General features: G+C 45.6%; 16 protein-coding genes. 9 read left to right on the top strand and 7 right to left on the bottom strand.

All coding sequences use genetic code 11. The features are described from left to right. Positions 1-79: 79 nt before the first annotated feature. The 3 genes from AC3CIC_RS17945 to AC3CIC_RS17935 all read left to right on the top strand — a co-directional run bounded on the left by AC3CIC_RS17945 (position 80) and on the right by AC3CIC_RS17935 (position 2,662). Positions 80-1,879 (top strand): ABC transporter ATP-binding protein, encoded by a 1,800-nt coding sequence (locus AC3CIC_RS17945; protein WP_488516572.1) that lies wholly within the window; start codon positions 80-82, stop codon positions 1,877-1,879. A gap of 157 nt (positions 1,880-2,036) precedes the next feature. Next, positions 2,037-2,252, top strand: a complete 216-nt coding sequence (locus AC3CIC_RS17940; RefSeq protein WP_394209676.1) for a GDCCVxC domain-containing (seleno)protein — start codon at positions 2,037-2,039, stop codon at positions 2,250-2,252. Positions 2,253-2,440: 188 nt separating this feature from the next. Then, positions 2,441-2,662 carry a hypothetical protein gene (locus tag AC3CIC_RS17935; protein ID WP_016958727.1) on the top strand — a complete coding sequence of 74 codons (222 nt, stop codon included), beginning with the start codon at positions 2,441-2,443 and terminating at the stop codon, positions 2,660-2,662. A gap of 282 nt (positions 2,663-2,944) precedes the next feature. Here AC3CIC_RS17935 and AC3CIC_RS17930 read toward each other — a convergent pair whose 3' ends face one another. Further along, positions 2,945-3,499 carry a hypothetical protein gene (locus tag AC3CIC_RS17930; protein WP_488516571.1) on the bottom strand — a complete coding sequence of 185 codons (555 nt, stop codon included), beginning with the start codon at positions 3,497-3,499 and terminating at the stop codon, positions 2,945-2,947. Positions 3,500-3,504: 5 nt separating this feature from the next. Continuing rightward, entirely contained in the window at positions 3,505-5,643 is a 2,139-nt protein-coding gene (locus tag AC3CIC_RS17925) for an LruC domain-containing protein (protein ID WP_394209672.1), read from the bottom strand. 314 nt (positions 5,644-5,957) lie between these two features. Here AC3CIC_RS17925 and AC3CIC_RS17920 point away from each other — a divergent pair, with 314 nt between their 5' ends. Further along, the gene (locus AC3CIC_RS17920) at positions 5,958-6,164 is read left to right on the top strand and encodes a hypothetical protein (RefSeq protein WP_016958724.1); all 207 of its coding nucleotides are present in this window, start codon (positions 5,958-5,960) and stop codon (positions 6,162-6,164) included. A 130-nt stretch (positions 6,165-6,294) separates the two neighbouring features. Here the strand turns inward: AC3CIC_RS17920 and AC3CIC_RS17915 are convergent, their stop codons facing one another. Then, the gene (locus AC3CIC_RS17915) at positions 6,295-6,576 is read right to left on the bottom strand and encodes a hypothetical protein (protein ID WP_016958723.1); all 282 of its coding nucleotides are present in this window, start codon (positions 6,574-6,576) and stop codon (positions 6,295-6,297) included. Positions 6,577-6,875: 299 nt separating this feature from the next. Between AC3CIC_RS17915 and AC3CIC_RS17910 the strand changes: the two genes are divergently transcribed. Then, positions 6,876-7,364 carry a hypothetical protein gene (locus AC3CIC_RS17910; protein WP_371732545.1) on the top strand — a complete coding sequence of 163 codons (489 nt, stop codon included), beginning with the start codon at positions 6,876-6,878 and terminating at the stop codon, positions 7,362-7,364. Positions 7,365-7,632: 268 nt separating this feature from the next. Continuing rightward, a complete protein-coding gene (locus AC3CIC_RS17905; protein WP_488516570.1) occupies positions 7,633-7,971 on the top strand; it encodes a hypothetical protein in 339 nt (112 codons plus the stop codon). A gap of 43 nt (positions 7,972-8,014) precedes the next feature. On the opposite strand, the gene AC3CIC_RS17900 is transcribed toward AC3CIC_RS17905, so the two are convergent. After that, positions 8,015-8,413 carry an ACT domain-containing protein gene (locus AC3CIC_RS17900; protein WP_016958720.1) on the bottom strand — a complete coding sequence of 133 codons (399 nt, stop codon included), beginning with the start codon at positions 8,411-8,413 and terminating at the stop codon, positions 8,015-8,017. 155 nt (positions 8,414-8,568) lie between these two features. Here AC3CIC_RS17900 and AC3CIC_RS17895 point away from each other — a divergent pair, with 155 nt between their 5' ends. Continuing rightward, on the top strand, positions 8,569-8,784 hold the full coding sequence (locus AC3CIC_RS17895; RefSeq protein ID WP_488516569.1) for a DUF6500 family protein: 216 nt from the start codon (positions 8,569-8,571) through the stop codon (positions 8,782-8,784). A 554-nt stretch (positions 8,785-9,338) separates the two neighbouring features. After that, positions 9,339-9,683, top strand: coding sequence for a YajD family HNH nuclease (locus tag AC3CIC_RS17890; RefSeq protein WP_488516568.1), 345 nt, complete (start codon positions 9,339-9,341; stop codon positions 9,681-9,683). Between the two features lie 207 nt (positions 9,684-9,890). Here the strand turns inward: AC3CIC_RS17890 and AC3CIC_RS17885 are convergent, their stop codons facing one another. The 3 genes from AC3CIC_RS17885 to AC3CIC_RS17875 form a co-directional block, all read right to left on the bottom strand. Continuing rightward, on the bottom strand, positions 9,891-10,352 hold the full coding sequence (locus AC3CIC_RS17885) for an RES family NAD+ phosphorylase (protein WP_017003487.1): 462 nt from the start codon (positions 10,350-10,352) through the stop codon (positions 9,891-9,893). Further along, positions 10,352-10,774: a type II RES/Xre toxin-antitoxin system antitoxin gene (gene parS, locus AC3CIC_RS17880; RefSeq protein WP_488516567.1), complete on the bottom strand. Its 423-nt coding sequence runs from the start codon at positions 10,772-10,774 to the stop codon at positions 10,352-10,354. The genes AC3CIC_RS17885 and parS overlap by 1 nt, the downstream gene beginning before the upstream one ends. Positions 10,775-10,876: 102 nt before the next feature. Beyond that, complete coding sequence (locus AC3CIC_RS17875; RefSeq protein ID WP_016958715.1) at positions 10,877-11,341, bottom strand: Lrp/AsnC family transcriptional regulator; 465 nt, start codon at positions 11,339-11,341, stop codon at positions 10,877-10,879. A 176-nt stretch (positions 11,342-11,517) separates the two neighbouring features. On the opposite strand from AC3CIC_RS17875, the gene AC3CIC_RS17870 reads away from it, so the two are divergent. Beyond that, positions 11,518-13,329 (top strand): PLP-dependent transferase, encoded by a 1,812-nt coding sequence (locus AC3CIC_RS17870; protein ID WP_488516566.1) that lies wholly within the window; start codon positions 11,518-11,520, stop codon positions 13,327-13,329. Positions 13,330-13,331 lie beyond the last annotated feature (2 nt).

Here is a 13,331-nt window from a genome sequence, read left to right as displayed (position 1 = left end):
CGGCAATGCTGGGGTGTTTTCGGTTACACTCAAACAGAAACCACAAAAGAATAACAAAAATGAAAAGTTTGGAGACACAGTGAGTAATGGAGTTTTAACAACGCTGTCGACGCAATGGTTAATTGACCAAGCGAAACAGCATAAGAAGCAACTTATTGCAGCCAATTTGATCGCGGTATGCGCCACATTGATCAGTGTGCCTATTCCGCTGTTTATGCCATTGATGGTTGATGAGGTTCTGCTTAACAAGCCCGCTCAAGGCGTTGCATTTTTTAACAACTTATTGCCTGAGTCTTTGCAGCAGCCCGCTAGCTATATCGTCATGGTGTTGTTATTGGTCATTGTTATGCGTGTGGTAAGCCAAGCACTGAACATCTGGCAAAGCCGTCAGTTTACTTTGGTGTCAAAGTCGATCACTTGTTTCATTCGACAGCAGCTACTCGATAAGCTCGGTCGTGTCAGCATGAAGGAGTTCGAAGAACGTGGCAGCGGCGGGGTAAGCTCGCATCTGGTCACGGATATCGAAACCATCGATTCCTTCATCGGAAACAGCCTGAGCCGATTTGTAGTTGGCGTACTGACCGTATTCGGTACGGCCGTGATTTTGTTGTGGCTCGATTGGGCGCTGGGGCTTTTCATTCTTCTTGTGAATCCGTTGGTGATTTTCCTGTCACGCAAAATGGGTCAGCGCGTTAAGCATCTTAAAAAGGCCGAAAACCAATCTTTTGAACGTTTTCAGACACGTTTAGTTGAAACCTTGGATGGCATCTATCAGCTTCGCGCCGCTAACCGTGAGCGAGCGTATCTGGATGTACTGAAAGGCGATGCGGAGTCTATTCGTCACGACGCCGATAAGTATGCGTGGCAATCAGAAGCGGCAAGCCGTGTGTCATTCCTGATGTTCTTGATCGGTTTTGAGTTGTTCCGAGCAGCAGCCATGCTCATGGTGCTGTTTAGTGATCTGTCTATTGGTCAAATCTTCGCAGTATTCGGTTATCTGTGGTTTATGCTGGGTCCGATTCAAGAACTGTTAGGCATTCAGTACGCTTGGTTTAGTGCATCAGCCGCAATGAAACGACTCAACGGTCTGTTAGCGCTCGAAGAAGAACCTAAGAGCGCGTCTGAGAAAGACCCTCTAGCGGGTCTCGACACCTTTGGTGTGGAATGCCGTGATTTGACGTTCGGTTATAACAGTGAAAAAACTGTTTTGAATGGATTGTCGTTGGCGATTCCTGCTGGTAAACGTGTTGCATTAGTTGGCGCGTCAGGCGGCGGTAAATCCACGTTAATACAGCTTTTGCTTGGGCTTTACCGCAAGACCGATGGTGACATCATGATCAATGGTCAGCGTGTCGAAGACGTGGGTTATGAAACCTTGCGCCAACATACGGCCGTTGTACTGCAACAGCCGGTGATATTCAATGATACGTTACGAGAGAACCTGACGTTAGGGCGTACAGATTTCTCCGATGAGCAGCTGTGGAAGTCACTAGAAATTGCGCAACTAAGCGATGTGGTTGAACGATTAGATGATGGGCTATCGTCCCAACTCGGACGACAAGGGCTGAAATTGTCTGGCGGTCAACGTCAGCGTTTGGCTATCGCCCGCATGATACTCACCAATCCAAAGCTCGTGATTCTGGATGAAGCCACATCAGCATTGGATACTGCAACAGAAGCAGCATTGCATGATGCATTGAACAACTTCCTGCAAGGTCGCACGACCTTGATTGTGGCTCACCGCTTATCTGCTGTGAAACAGGCCGATCTGATTTACGTGTTGGAAGATGGCAAAGTCGCACAAAGTGGCAATCACCAAGAGCTGGTCAAAGAAGAGGGGGTTTATCAAACCCTCTACGGAAATTTACAGGTTGGATGAAGCCTCTTAAGCCTCGCACTCGCGGGGCTTTTTCTTATTCAGGCGATAATCTGCCAATTAATAGCGGGAATATTGCCATACTGGCTGGCAATCATTGGATGCATGTTCCACGCTTAAATGATGACGTGTGCATTGAGGTAAAGGATAGACACATAAGATGAAAGTCATTCTAAAGTCAGATATCACATGCCCATTTTGTGGGCACACGAAAACCGAAATGATGCCAATTGACGCGCCTAAGAAGCACTATGAGTGTGAGAGTTGCCATGAAGCATTGGTCGCTCAAGATGCTTGCTGCTGCGTATTCTGTGCGTTTGGTTCGGTAAGTTGCCCGTCATCTCAAGTGAAAGGCCCTAATACTCTTCGCCACTAACGCCAGTTAGTTTATTGTTCCTCTCCTATGCAGGTATCAATGTATTCGCTCACTTTAAGGGGGAGAGTGCGTTGTCATTGCCACGTCTAAAAACGAATTTGCATTTGTCTCAAAAATGCATCAAAAATTGGAACCAATATGAAATTACACTCACCGCGATAAAGGAGATAACACCCAAGGAGAAAGCGATGAGTGTACATATGTGGTATTGCGAAAATTGTGAAGCGGAAACAGGGCATGAAGTGCGAGAGCAAGCACACCATGATCCTGCTATTCGTGCCTTAACAGCCCCTCCGATGGATGAGCGCTTTGCTGAGGCATCGGAGTGCACCTGCACTGTTTGCGGACAAGTTGCGTGGGTTGACGCTTCAGATGTCCTCAAATTAGGCGTCCATGATTTCGGAGATTAATATCACATGCCTACATCAAGAGAGCAGTGTACTGCTCTTTTTTATATCAATTAACGCACTATAACTTTCCATTGATGATGTTAATATATCATCCGAACCGAGATTAACTTTATACCTGTGTTGATGTGAATATCCCTAAAATTAGCCGTTTGTGTACCTGTAGCAATCAATAGGATAGGGTTCATAAAGCGATATTTCGCTGGAAAAAGCGCCAGATCTCTGATACCTAGACACTTTTAATAACCACGTACAGCCAGTCACTCATCCCATTGAGATGCTGAGTTACCACACCCAACTCGATTCTGTATTAGGAATGCGTTTTTGAACCGGATTGGTGCCATCGTAGAACCAAACCTCAGCAAGTACATAGAATTGCGAATCAGAAGACACGTAGTTCAATGTGGTTTGCCCGTTTTCTAATGATGCAGCAACAATCTGACTGTTGTAATGGGCGGTAAATGTACCATCATCATTTTCTGTGAACTCTCCATATACCGTGATGTAAGCGGGAGATACAGAATAACCACGAATATCGACCACAAAAAATTGTTCAAGCACTGGGTTGTAGGAGAAGCCATCGGGGACGACAGTGGCACTCATTGACGTTGCAGAACTCGAGACGGTAGTGGGAATGTTTGCGAGCCCGCCCGAGTTGTCGACCTGCATGCCCAGCGTCTCAGGTTCGTTAGCGTCTTCTGGCGTACCCGTGGCAATAGGATTTTCAAAAGCACCGCTGTCATCTGTTTTAGTGACCGATACTGCATCACCGCCGTCACCACCTCCGCCACACGCTGTCAGCAGGGTAATTAATGATGTTATTGAAAGAAGTCTATTCATGGGGATTAATCCTCAGGCGCAAAGGTTTTATCAGTGGTGGCTTTCTCTAAGAGATACCAATTAACGTTGTTGTTACCTGCGGACTCCGCATAGCCAGCAAACTCAGCGTAGGCGTCAACTAAGTCAACATGCTCTCGTGGCCAACTCCATTGGTCCGTAATGAGCAACGCCCAAGGGTGGTTAGATGATGTTTTAAAGTAACGGTCACTGCCTGGGTCACTCGAATCAGACCACCAACCGTACCAATATGTGTCAAACTTTTCGGTAGGCTCCTGATCGGCTAAATGGATCTCAAGGCCGCGCCCAGGGTTATACCAAAGCCCATCACGAACATACGCACCGGGGGTTGCGAACACAAAGGGGTCATATGGCATAGACATGAGTGAACTGGTATCAACGCTTTCGTCAAAGTACACATCAATTTCAAATTCAAAAGAGATGGCTTCATGACAGTGTTGTGCTGTTCGGTAATACATGCAGCCTGAAGGGAGTTTTTGCTTCAAATCATCAGACACAATAAAAATGGCTTCATTGGCATCTAGTTCAAGGCCATTATGTTCTTGTACTACCGCATTGTGCGTTAACGTGGTTGCGGCATTAATGTCTGTGCGACTCAAACCGCCGAGCCGAAAGGCAAACCCATTGTGATAGCCCGCACCGTAAGCAGCAAGATAGCCTTGAATGAGCACTCGGGTTATTTTGTCATTTTCGTCAAGGGTTTCAGTTACGCGAAAACGAATAACCACATCGTTCATGTCATAGTCGCCTTCTTTGGGCCAATTATCTTCATACGCTACTGTGGCGTAACCACTTGAACTTGGGTAATAACGTAGTGATGAACCGTCTTCCATAACCGTAATTGGGTGGTCTTCCACTTCACCTGTTGTTGCGCCGCCATAGAAATTTAACCCGCTGGTTTCAGCGAAACGAAAACGCGACCAGGTTGAACCGATAACTGCATCTACAGGCACAGCAATGCTTAGAGCATTGGTGCCCGCGCTTAACAAATTATCTGAAATAATTTTTTCGTTAAGGTCTTCAAAGTCACCGTCTTGGTTCCAATCAATCCATGCTGACAAATAACCTGTTGTAGACGCTTGAACACTCACAATAGCGGTATTGCCAGCTTCTAGAGTCGTCACAAAACCAACACCGTCTTCGTCGGCAAAACCTGCTTTATTGTCATCAAGTGGTGAGATAAAGCCGTCACCTTCGCTGTCTGGTGCGATAGCACCTAGGTAATAGCCTGTATTGATTTCATGACGAGGGCCATTCGAGGCAAGCAAAGTTAGATAGCTATCAGGCGCGTCGCCGAAATCTATCGTGGAATCTTCGTCGACAATAGGGGCGTTGGCACAACGTGCGCCATCGTTTTGGGCGGAAGCAGGGCCGTCAGCAAAGTGCTCGACAGCAACATCTCCAGAGGCGATTTCATCTTCATCAGACAAATCGACCCGGAAAATTTTCCCATCCGTATTTCGTGACAGGTAAAGGTTGCCATTCACATCAAAATATATGGCGCCAAATCCGCCCGATGGCACACCAATATCAGTGGACATATTAGTGACGACCTCTGCGTTTCCGGTAGATAAATCGACTTGATAAAGGTCATAGCTGGGGTTATCAACCGCATAGAGCTTCCCATCAATGGGGTTGATTGCAACGTCTGATGCCCTTAACGTCCCCAAATTAGATTCGATCGCTTCTGCTATCAGTATGGAGGAGGAGTCTGTTAGCAGAGGTGAAAGGTCAATTTTGAAAAGGCCCAGTGCTCTTTGATGCAAGTAGTACACATTGTCATGCACGTCACCACTGATAAAGCGCTGGCCTTCCGGGAGCCCTGACACTGAGAGTTGTTCACCCGCATAATTCTTACCGATACGGATGACATTCACGTTATCGTAGTCAAAACCATATATGTATCTGTCAGTATCGTTAAAGCCTACCGCATTAATATGTGTATTTAAGCCAGTCGTTGCAGCGAGTTCTGAGTACCCGCCAGTCGCGAGATTCACGCCGTACAATTTACTCGGGGAACTCTGGAACAAAAATGCCTGACTAGGGCAAGTATCAAAAGGCACATCAGCATGCGCTTCTAGCGAGAAGAACACAGCAAGAGACAATAGCGATAGATATTTGCGCATAAGTGCTATCCAACAATGCAGAGGTTCTCTCTTATTACAACAACCATGCCATATTTCAATGCATTGATAGTTATATATTTTTCTGTTTCAGTTGAGTCTGGAAGATATCAGGCTTCCTAAAATGAAAGCCGTAATGAGGAACAGATGAGATTAGTTTCTCAAAATGAGAAATCTGCTTATCTCATGCTTTTTCGTTGTTTACTGGTCATCAGCAGGGGATTTCCAAATAATTTTGCCGAAAAGCGCTAGAGCGAATGGTCGCGACGTAATACCATTGCAGAAAATAAAATAACTACTGAAGGAAGAGAGTTACCATGCCATTAATTGCTTGCCCTGTTTGTGAAAAACAAGTCTCCAAGCGCGCACTTGCTTGTACAGGATGTGGAGAGCCAGATCCTGCCCGCTATCACTCACGCAATACGTGGTTAGGCCGTTTGTTCTGGCTGGCTGTTTGGGTGGGTATTGGTGTGTTTGTGTGGATTGAAGTTGTGCCGATGGTGATGGCACTGTTCAAACAGTAATTGAGACCATACGGTCATCATTGACATTGAACACCTGTGGACAGGGCACAATGCGCTGTCCACGTTATTATTTATCTTTCTGTCAACCATCAAAAGCTAACGCTGACAAAGCAGAATCACTCATATTATATTACGCCGAATAAGCATCACGCGGCTCAGAGTAGGCATCATATTCCCTATGTGCTGTCCAACCTATCATGCTGAGATGAGCAAGTAATATACCTGGCGAACTTTCTCCAATCGCAATATCAAAAAATAATCCCGCGGTTTCTTCATCACCACCAAAGCAGCGCTGTATCGCGGATATGATGAGCCCACTTTCTGTCCCTTCTGCCACTTGCTGCCGAACCCAATCATATTCCAACGAGCACTCATTGATGATCGTTTTTCGGCCGAGGGTGAATGTCGTCATGATGACTCCTAGCATCCAAATTTCATTTATGTTTCAGAAATATGTCACAACTATTAGATAGCAAAACGCAACCTATTCACATGATGACGATCGCAAATATACTCAACCAGACGCACTCTAGGTTGACTAATAGGAAATCAAAAGAGAGAAGAGTCACACATATTTTGGCGATGATGTGTACACTCTTACCTGGCTGCATCTAAAAATGCTGCACAAAACGCAAATTTTTCCATCGAAGCGATGTTGTTGATCTGAATAATGATAGGTTAGCGACGGGTGATAACTGCGTTGATATGACTATGAAATGGATTCTGACGAGCTGGATTCAGAAAAAAAAATACGAAACGTTCTTCGAGCGTGTAGGGAGTGATTTCTTTAATAATGAGAAGTATCACGACTACCTCGAGCAAAGAATTCTCGACTCATTGCGTGACAGCGGTGACATCAAGCCCAAGCGGGCATCGAAGATCGTGTTGTCGTGTATTCGACAAGCACTGCTCGATAAATATCTCACTGAAAACCGATATATTCGGTTTTTAGAAGACAACAAAAACGAGTTCTTCGTTCAAAATAACGGGGTTCACGATGTTGTTGCCGGCTACGAGCGTATCATCAGTAACTTCATACATAACAAGCAGCCCGAGTGCTCTGACTACATCCTCTCGCACCTCCCTAAGTACTACCGTAAGTTCTCCAAAGATATTGGTGTCGACCTTGATTACCCAAGAAACAAGCAAGGGGAAAAAGACATGCTGGATGACATCATCATGCTTCTCGATCAACACTGATCCTTTCTGCCTAACGGTCAAAGCCAGTGTCCATAGCAATAAAGCAAAGGGCGCAGGCATCAGACATAGCACCTAATCCCTACGAACCTCACATAATCAATCTATTGAGTGACCCTGAGTCAAAGAGTGAAGTCCTATTGAAGCCGATTTACTTTCTCTGCCTTTGTGCCGTTGATATATCAATAGAGTAAGGAGGCTTCGTCACGGCACTTGCCGTAGTTTTCATTTCGACTAGAATTTGCTGTATGTATATACAGTATTATTAATTATGCCAGCGATTCGATACCAACATAACGACAAATCTGTCGTACTTCATGACGCAAAACCTCATGGCGGGTCATCGCTGATCCCCGCTTACCTCAAAGACGGTAGCCTTGTTTACTATCCATTTGGCGGCTTTGTTAGCCGTGATGCCCTTAAATATGAGCAAACCGTCCAATTAACCGATATTCACGACTTCTCAGCTGCGGCCGACGAAGGGAGTGCATTCTCAGAGTCATGGCGTGATGTCAGCAGTCAAACCTTGCTAGGTGCGTTCATTAAAGGTAAATACTTTGTTGTTCTGAACAACGGTAAGCCCATCACTGCATCAAGACACAAACGATGAACATGGAAGTACACAGTTAGGCAAAGGCGAGAAGCTAACGCGATCAGTGTTCGTTGAATTCTTGCAGAGCGGCGAGGGCACGTTGCGCGACCTCCGCTTGAACAAAGATATGGTCGTGATAGTAAGCGGCAATCACATTGGCACTGATACCTTTCTCTGCCAGCTTTGTCGACACCGCAGCCGTTAAACCCACCGCTTCCAAGCTGGAATGTACTGTCAACGTGATCTGTTTAAACGCGCAGTCAAAAGTGAGCCCCTTTGACTCAGCGACCGACTTATCAAGTAATAACGTTAACCCTTCGCTTTCCTGAAAGGTCGCTAGAGGAGTAAGGCCGATATAATCTTCGAGCTTGCCAGGTACAACACAAAAAACATATTCGCCATCCATCAGCGCAGGCTTCATGGAAGACAACAAAACGTCTAAAGCCATAATTCCAGCCATTCACATTCTCCTATGCGGTTTGATTTGCTCACTATAGCGTGCCACCCAAAAACAAAGAAGGATCGCGCGATCAAATAAACAAGAAGTGCCACTTTTAGTTGAAACTGTGTTTATGTACAGTGTTTCGCGTTAACCACAAACTTTGGAGAAATTTAATGAGAGAATCACTGCGTGAAAAAGTTATCAACGTCTGCAATAAGAAAATCCAAACCAAAGGAGAGAGCGTGAGCGTCTCTTTCTACGCCTTCTTTGCCAACAAGAATGACAACCCAGAGTTACTCATGGAAGCCGCCACCTGGTGGATACAGAAACACAAACTCGACCACTTCGAAAAGGCGACGAAGATTATTGGGATGTTAAAAACGCTTTAGTGAAACGAGTAAACGGCGAACCTGATGAGGCGTAATGCTTCGGATCGCTGCAGCATCGATTTGTCGAAGTCGTCGTTCTCGAACATCTTGAAGTACTTTGAATCGATTAATGTCTCGGTCACTAGAAGCGAAGTTGTTCATCAAGAACTAGAGGACATTTTTAAATTGCTCAAACCGGACATTACTACTTTGCTCTTACACTCCCAGTGCGCATTATGTGCCTTATGTTAAATAAGATATGCGATAGATTGAAATGTGGTTCCCTCATGCTATCAAGTCCTCTCTTTTCTCATTGGCTTTAGTCTATTGAACGTAATTATCTATTTACCATAAAGTATATAATTACTAGTGTATTAAGAAGCCTCCCACGAAATGGATTTCCTGGTGCTTCTTCTTACTCTGGGAATTATTAGCGCGATGCGCGGAGTACTCGACTTCGTCAAGGCGCTAGACATGTGATGTGGTTCTTGCAAAACCTTGATTTGGAAATTGGTAACTGGGTGGCTGTTTGGTATATTGTTCGCAGGCTAAAAGACAGATAAGAAGAAATCAACATGTCATCAGATTATTGCGGAACCAGTGCCAGCTATGCTCGTCAAGAAAGTGGTTATCGAGAAAAAGCACTGAAACTGTATCCATGGGTATGCGGACACTGTGCGCGAGAGTTTGTTTACTCAAATTTGCGTGAACTCACCGTTCACCACGTCGACCATGACCATACTAATAACCCGCCAGATGGCAGCAACTGGGAGTTGTTGTGTCTGTTTTGTCATGATCATGAGCATTCAAAATACATCGATCACCATCAATTCGGCACAGAAATCAAAGCAGGACAAGATGATCATCAGTCTGCAACTCACAATCCTTTTGCCAATTTGAAGGATTTGTTGAAAAAATAAGCATTCATCATGCTTACTGATTTTTCCAACTCATAAATGGCACCATTTACAGGCAGAATTGGTTGAGTTTACGGCTCGCTATTCTGCCTTTTTAATTAGCTGCTATATAAATGATTCACCACCGTAAGCTCTATCGACGCTGACAGACTAACGCCTTTCATCACCCTAAGCGTCTTTGACTGTATAAGCCTTATGAGCATGGATTTGCTATCGCATCATTCGCTTAAGTCTACTGTCGTAATAGAAATCACGCTGATCGATGACTTTTATTTTAGTGCTGTCTGGGTGAACGGGATTGATGAGGAAGTTGTATTCACTGGCAATGATGGCTGACGGAAGTTGCATGACGCCAGTATTACCGTCTCGCAGCCAATCTGTCCCATAATTTCGAGAAACATCCGCATCAGGAACTGCGTCCCAGCCCGTTGGTAATTCTTGCTCGCTAGCGCGTTGAATCGCCAGGTCATCGGGAATATAGATAGTCATCATCACGAGGTTTGGCATTTGCACTGGGCTTTCATGCACAAAACGCTCAAGTGCTGACAATGAACGAGATCCCGCAGTATAAAGAATTGGCTGGCCTTTATGATGCCACCGACCAGAACCAAACATGCCCCCCATTCCACTCAAATCGGCAAATTTCTTGACCGATAATCGAAAAACTTCCATTACGCCGTCATACCATGCATGAGTCGATTGAGAATGGTCTCCACGTATTGAATGCCTGTATTGGTATCCAAATAATCAACCGCGGCATTACCGCCAAACGCGACTTGAGGCATTTTAAGCCAGTCGAGTGCGGTTTGCTTGTCGCCGTAATATTCGATAGCCAGATCGACAACCCGACGAATAGCGAGAGTCTTTTCAGATTGTGATGGCGTGAGTAAATCCGTATCACTTTTACGTTGAAGGCTTCGTGGACTCAGGCCAATCAATGACACCCACTCCCCGCTGGTCATGGCCATTTCTGCCATGACTTTACGAGCTTGCTTCACCGTTAAACCGTGACGGATTATCTCTAGCTCCGTGTCTTGGTTAACCACCTGCCCTTTTTTAACAAGACCAAGTGACATCAACTGCTGTGCGTACATAAACACCTCTCTCGACAATGGTTAAATTATGAGCGCCATTTGTCGTATTGTAAAGCGCCATATGTCGCATTGGTATTCCTCTGCTAAAACGCTAACACGTTGTCACAGAGGTAAGCGTCTACGCTTCTTCACCTGACCAAAAGCAAAACTGGACTCAATGGCAGCAATGTTGGGCAAGCGTGTGAGTTCTCGTCGGATGAAACGCTCATAGGTTTTCAGTGATTCACTCACTACATGCAGCAAATAGTCATGGGTGCCAGTCATGAGGAAGCACTCCAACACTTCATCCATATGATCAATCAATGCTTCAAATTTGAGCATGTTTTCTTCGGTCGGTTTTTCGAGTTTAACTAAAACAAACACGTTAATCGGTAAGCCACATTTTTCCTGGTCAACCACCGCATGATAACCAGTAATAATGCCTTTTTTTTCCAAAGCACGAACACGACGTAAGCAAGGCGATGGAGAGAGTGACACTCTGTCTGACAGTTCTTGATTGGTTAAGCGCCCTTCCATTTGCAGTTCATTAAGAATCTTCTTATCGATGTTATCGAGATTGATGTCCATAGCAGTCCTGTTTTTATTTATCCATGATTCAATCAAGGTATAGCGCACAAATATCTATAGTTGGCAGATATTGCCAATATTTAACATTTAACAAGCAGAAATGGCAATTTTTCAGCTCTCCACCTTTGCTAAGTTAAGAGCATGACATTGGGCATAGATTGTTAAACGGAGAGAGCATGACGAAGGCGACGCAACTCAGTCCACTGCGCAACACGACCAAACACGAACAGGCGGAAGCGCTGGCAATCGAACAGGCACAGCACTTCGGTATTGATACTCGCTCCGAGTTTGGTGAGGCGCTTGTTGAGCTGGCTACGACATTGTATCGCGCGAATCACCATACTCATGACCTTTGGGCTATCACGATGGATGGCTTGGCGGATCTCGACCGCAACGATCGCATTGCTTGGTTTAATGCCAAACGATTCTTGTCATTTCAGTTAGCGAAGATCCTCGATAATCTGCAAAACCCCATGCGAGCGACTTACCAATCTATCGCCACTAAGAACGGGCACTTTGCTGCGAAAGGCGCTTACCCTATCTTTGATAACGTGGCAGCGATATTCTCCGCCAGCCCTGTAATAACAAGAACAGCGACCTATCTATTTGCTTGTACTGAATGGGTAGAAGATGCGTTTAACGGTAGAGAGCCATTACACGAGATCTACTCACGCCTGCTGAACCCAACGTCCATTAGCCTTGCCAATCATATTGTCGACATTGAGGCTGGCGATATGGCGGATCAATATCTGGCTTGGAATTTTAACTCAGGCATGGCCGCCATTGACGGCCTACTCAGCCATCTTCTCGGACGTGAAGACATCGTATTGGCATCCCGCAATATCTACGGTGGTTCATACCAACTGCTTCAAGACTGGTATCGAAAGTCCTCCAACCTTGATGTTACGGTTGAATGGGTTGATGGTTATGACGCAGCAGCGTTTGCACACGCCTTAGATGCTGCCGCTGAAAAATATGCAGACCGCATCAGCGAAGGTCGTAAAATATACGTTTACCTCGAAAGCCCATGCAACCCTCATGGCTTTGTGTTGGATGTTGCCGGCATTAGTCGCGCCGCCCATGAGCGGGACTGGGTAATTGTGGCAGATACGACGGTCGGGACGCCATTTCTGCATCCAGTATTGAAACGTAAAGACCCAATGGAACGCCCTGATTTTGTGATTCATTCTTACACCAAAGAACTGGCTGGATCAGGAACAACAACTGCAGGCGTGGTTATTGGTCGTAACGAAGATATGTTCATCCCTAAAGGTGACAGCGTCACTACCAGTTCACCAAATGGTACGCCTCGCACGGTTAAATGGGATAACACCTTGTTCTGGAATGTTTACTACATCAAAGGTGCATTTTTGGATGCGGATAAAGCATTTGAAGTATTGAATGGTATGAAAACCTACGAGCTGCGTGTACTTCAAAAAACCATCAATACGCTGACACTGGCCAGAGTTTTCGACCTTCACCCGGATATCAATGTGTCATGCCCTGCACTGCCAGAGAGCCCGAATTACCCGCTCATGCAGTCCAACATGCGCTTAGGTTTGCCTGCAGCACTGTTTACCATTGATATGGAAGGCTCAGCAGGTCGTCCCGCTGTTGATCCGCATGCATTTAAGCAATTCTTCGATATGCTAGAACCCGCGATCGGCATGCAGGTTAGCTTGGGTCAAACCAATACGGTTGCACTTTGCCCTGCGATGACAACCCATTCAGAATTGTCTGGTAAAGCGCGAGAGGATGCAGGAATAAAACTGACCACGTTACGCATTGCTGTGGGTTTAGAAGATCCGCGCATGTTCATTGCACACATGCAACGTGCGGCGGAGATAACCATAGACATCAAGCACACGGATTTTTCAACAAAATTCCCAGCACCCGAAATGATTGACGATATCTATCGTAAAACGTATTTGGATGTGCAGCGGCGGTTTGTTGAGGATTTACCTTCGTATCTTACTTTGATGCAATGACG

It is taken from the genome of Enterovibrio sp. QJM3NY_24, from assembly GCF_057786035.1.
Note: the sequence above shows the minus strand (reverse complement) of the source record. Positions and strands in the feature narration are given on the sequence as shown.

Excerpts from the sequence above, each read along its gene's own strand:
- AC3CIC_RS17940 (WP_394209676.1), top strand. The coding sequence starts at position 2,037 with ATGAAAGTCATTCTAAAGTCAGATATCACATGCCCATTTTGTGGGCAC.
- AC3CIC_RS17935 (WP_016958727.1), top strand. The coding sequence starts at position 2,441 with ATGAGTGTACATATGTGGTATTGCGAAAATTGTGAAGCGGAAACAGGG.
- AC3CIC_RS17930 (WP_488516571.1), bottom strand. The coding sequence starts at position 3,499 with ATGAATAGACTTCTTTCAATAACATCATTAATTACCCTGCTGACAGCG.
- AC3CIC_RS17925 (WP_394209672.1), bottom strand. The coding sequence starts at position 5,643 with ATGCGCAAATATCTATCGCTATTGTCTCTTGCTGTGTTCTTCTCGCTA.
- AC3CIC_RS17920 (WP_016958724.1), top strand. The coding sequence starts at position 5,958 with ATGCCATTAATTGCTTGCCCTGTTTGTGAAAAACAAGTCTCCAAGCGC.
- AC3CIC_RS17915 (WP_016958723.1), bottom strand. The coding sequence starts at position 6,576 with ATGACGACATTCACCCTCGGCCGAAAAACGATCATCAATGAGTGCTCG.
- AC3CIC_RS17910 (WP_371732545.1), top strand. The coding sequence starts at position 6,876 with ATGAAATGGATTCTGACGAGCTGGATTCAGAAAAAAAAATACGAAACG.
- AC3CIC_RS17905 (WP_488516570.1), top strand. The coding sequence starts at position 7,633 with ATGCCAGCGATTCGATACCAACATAACGACAAATCTGTCGTACTTCAT.
- AC3CIC_RS17900 (WP_016958720.1), bottom strand. The coding sequence starts at position 8,413 with ATGGCTGGAATTATGGCTTTAGACGTTTTGTTGTCTTCCATGAAGCCT.
- AC3CIC_RS17895 (WP_488516569.1), top strand. The coding sequence starts at position 8,569 with ATGAGAGAATCACTGCGTGAAAAAGTTATCAACGTCTGCAATAAGAAA.
- AC3CIC_RS17890 (WP_488516568.1), top strand. The coding sequence starts at position 9,339 with ATGTCATCAGATTATTGCGGAACCAGTGCCAGCTATGCTCGTCAAGAA.
- AC3CIC_RS17885 (WP_017003487.1), bottom strand. The coding sequence starts at position 10,352 with ATGGAAGTTTTTCGATTATCGGTCAAGAAATTTGCCGATTTGAGTGGA.
- parS (WP_488516567.1), bottom strand. The coding sequence starts at position 10,774 with ATGTACGCACAGCAGTTGATGTCACTTGGTCTTGTTAAAAAAGGGCAG.
- AC3CIC_RS17875 (WP_016958715.1), bottom strand. The coding sequence starts at position 11,341 with ATGGACATCAATCTCGATAACATCGATAAGAAGATTCTTAATGAACTG.
- AC3CIC_RS17870 (WP_488516566.1), top strand. The coding sequence starts at position 11,518 with ATGACGAAGGCGACGCAACTCAGTCCACTGCGCAACACGACCAAACAC.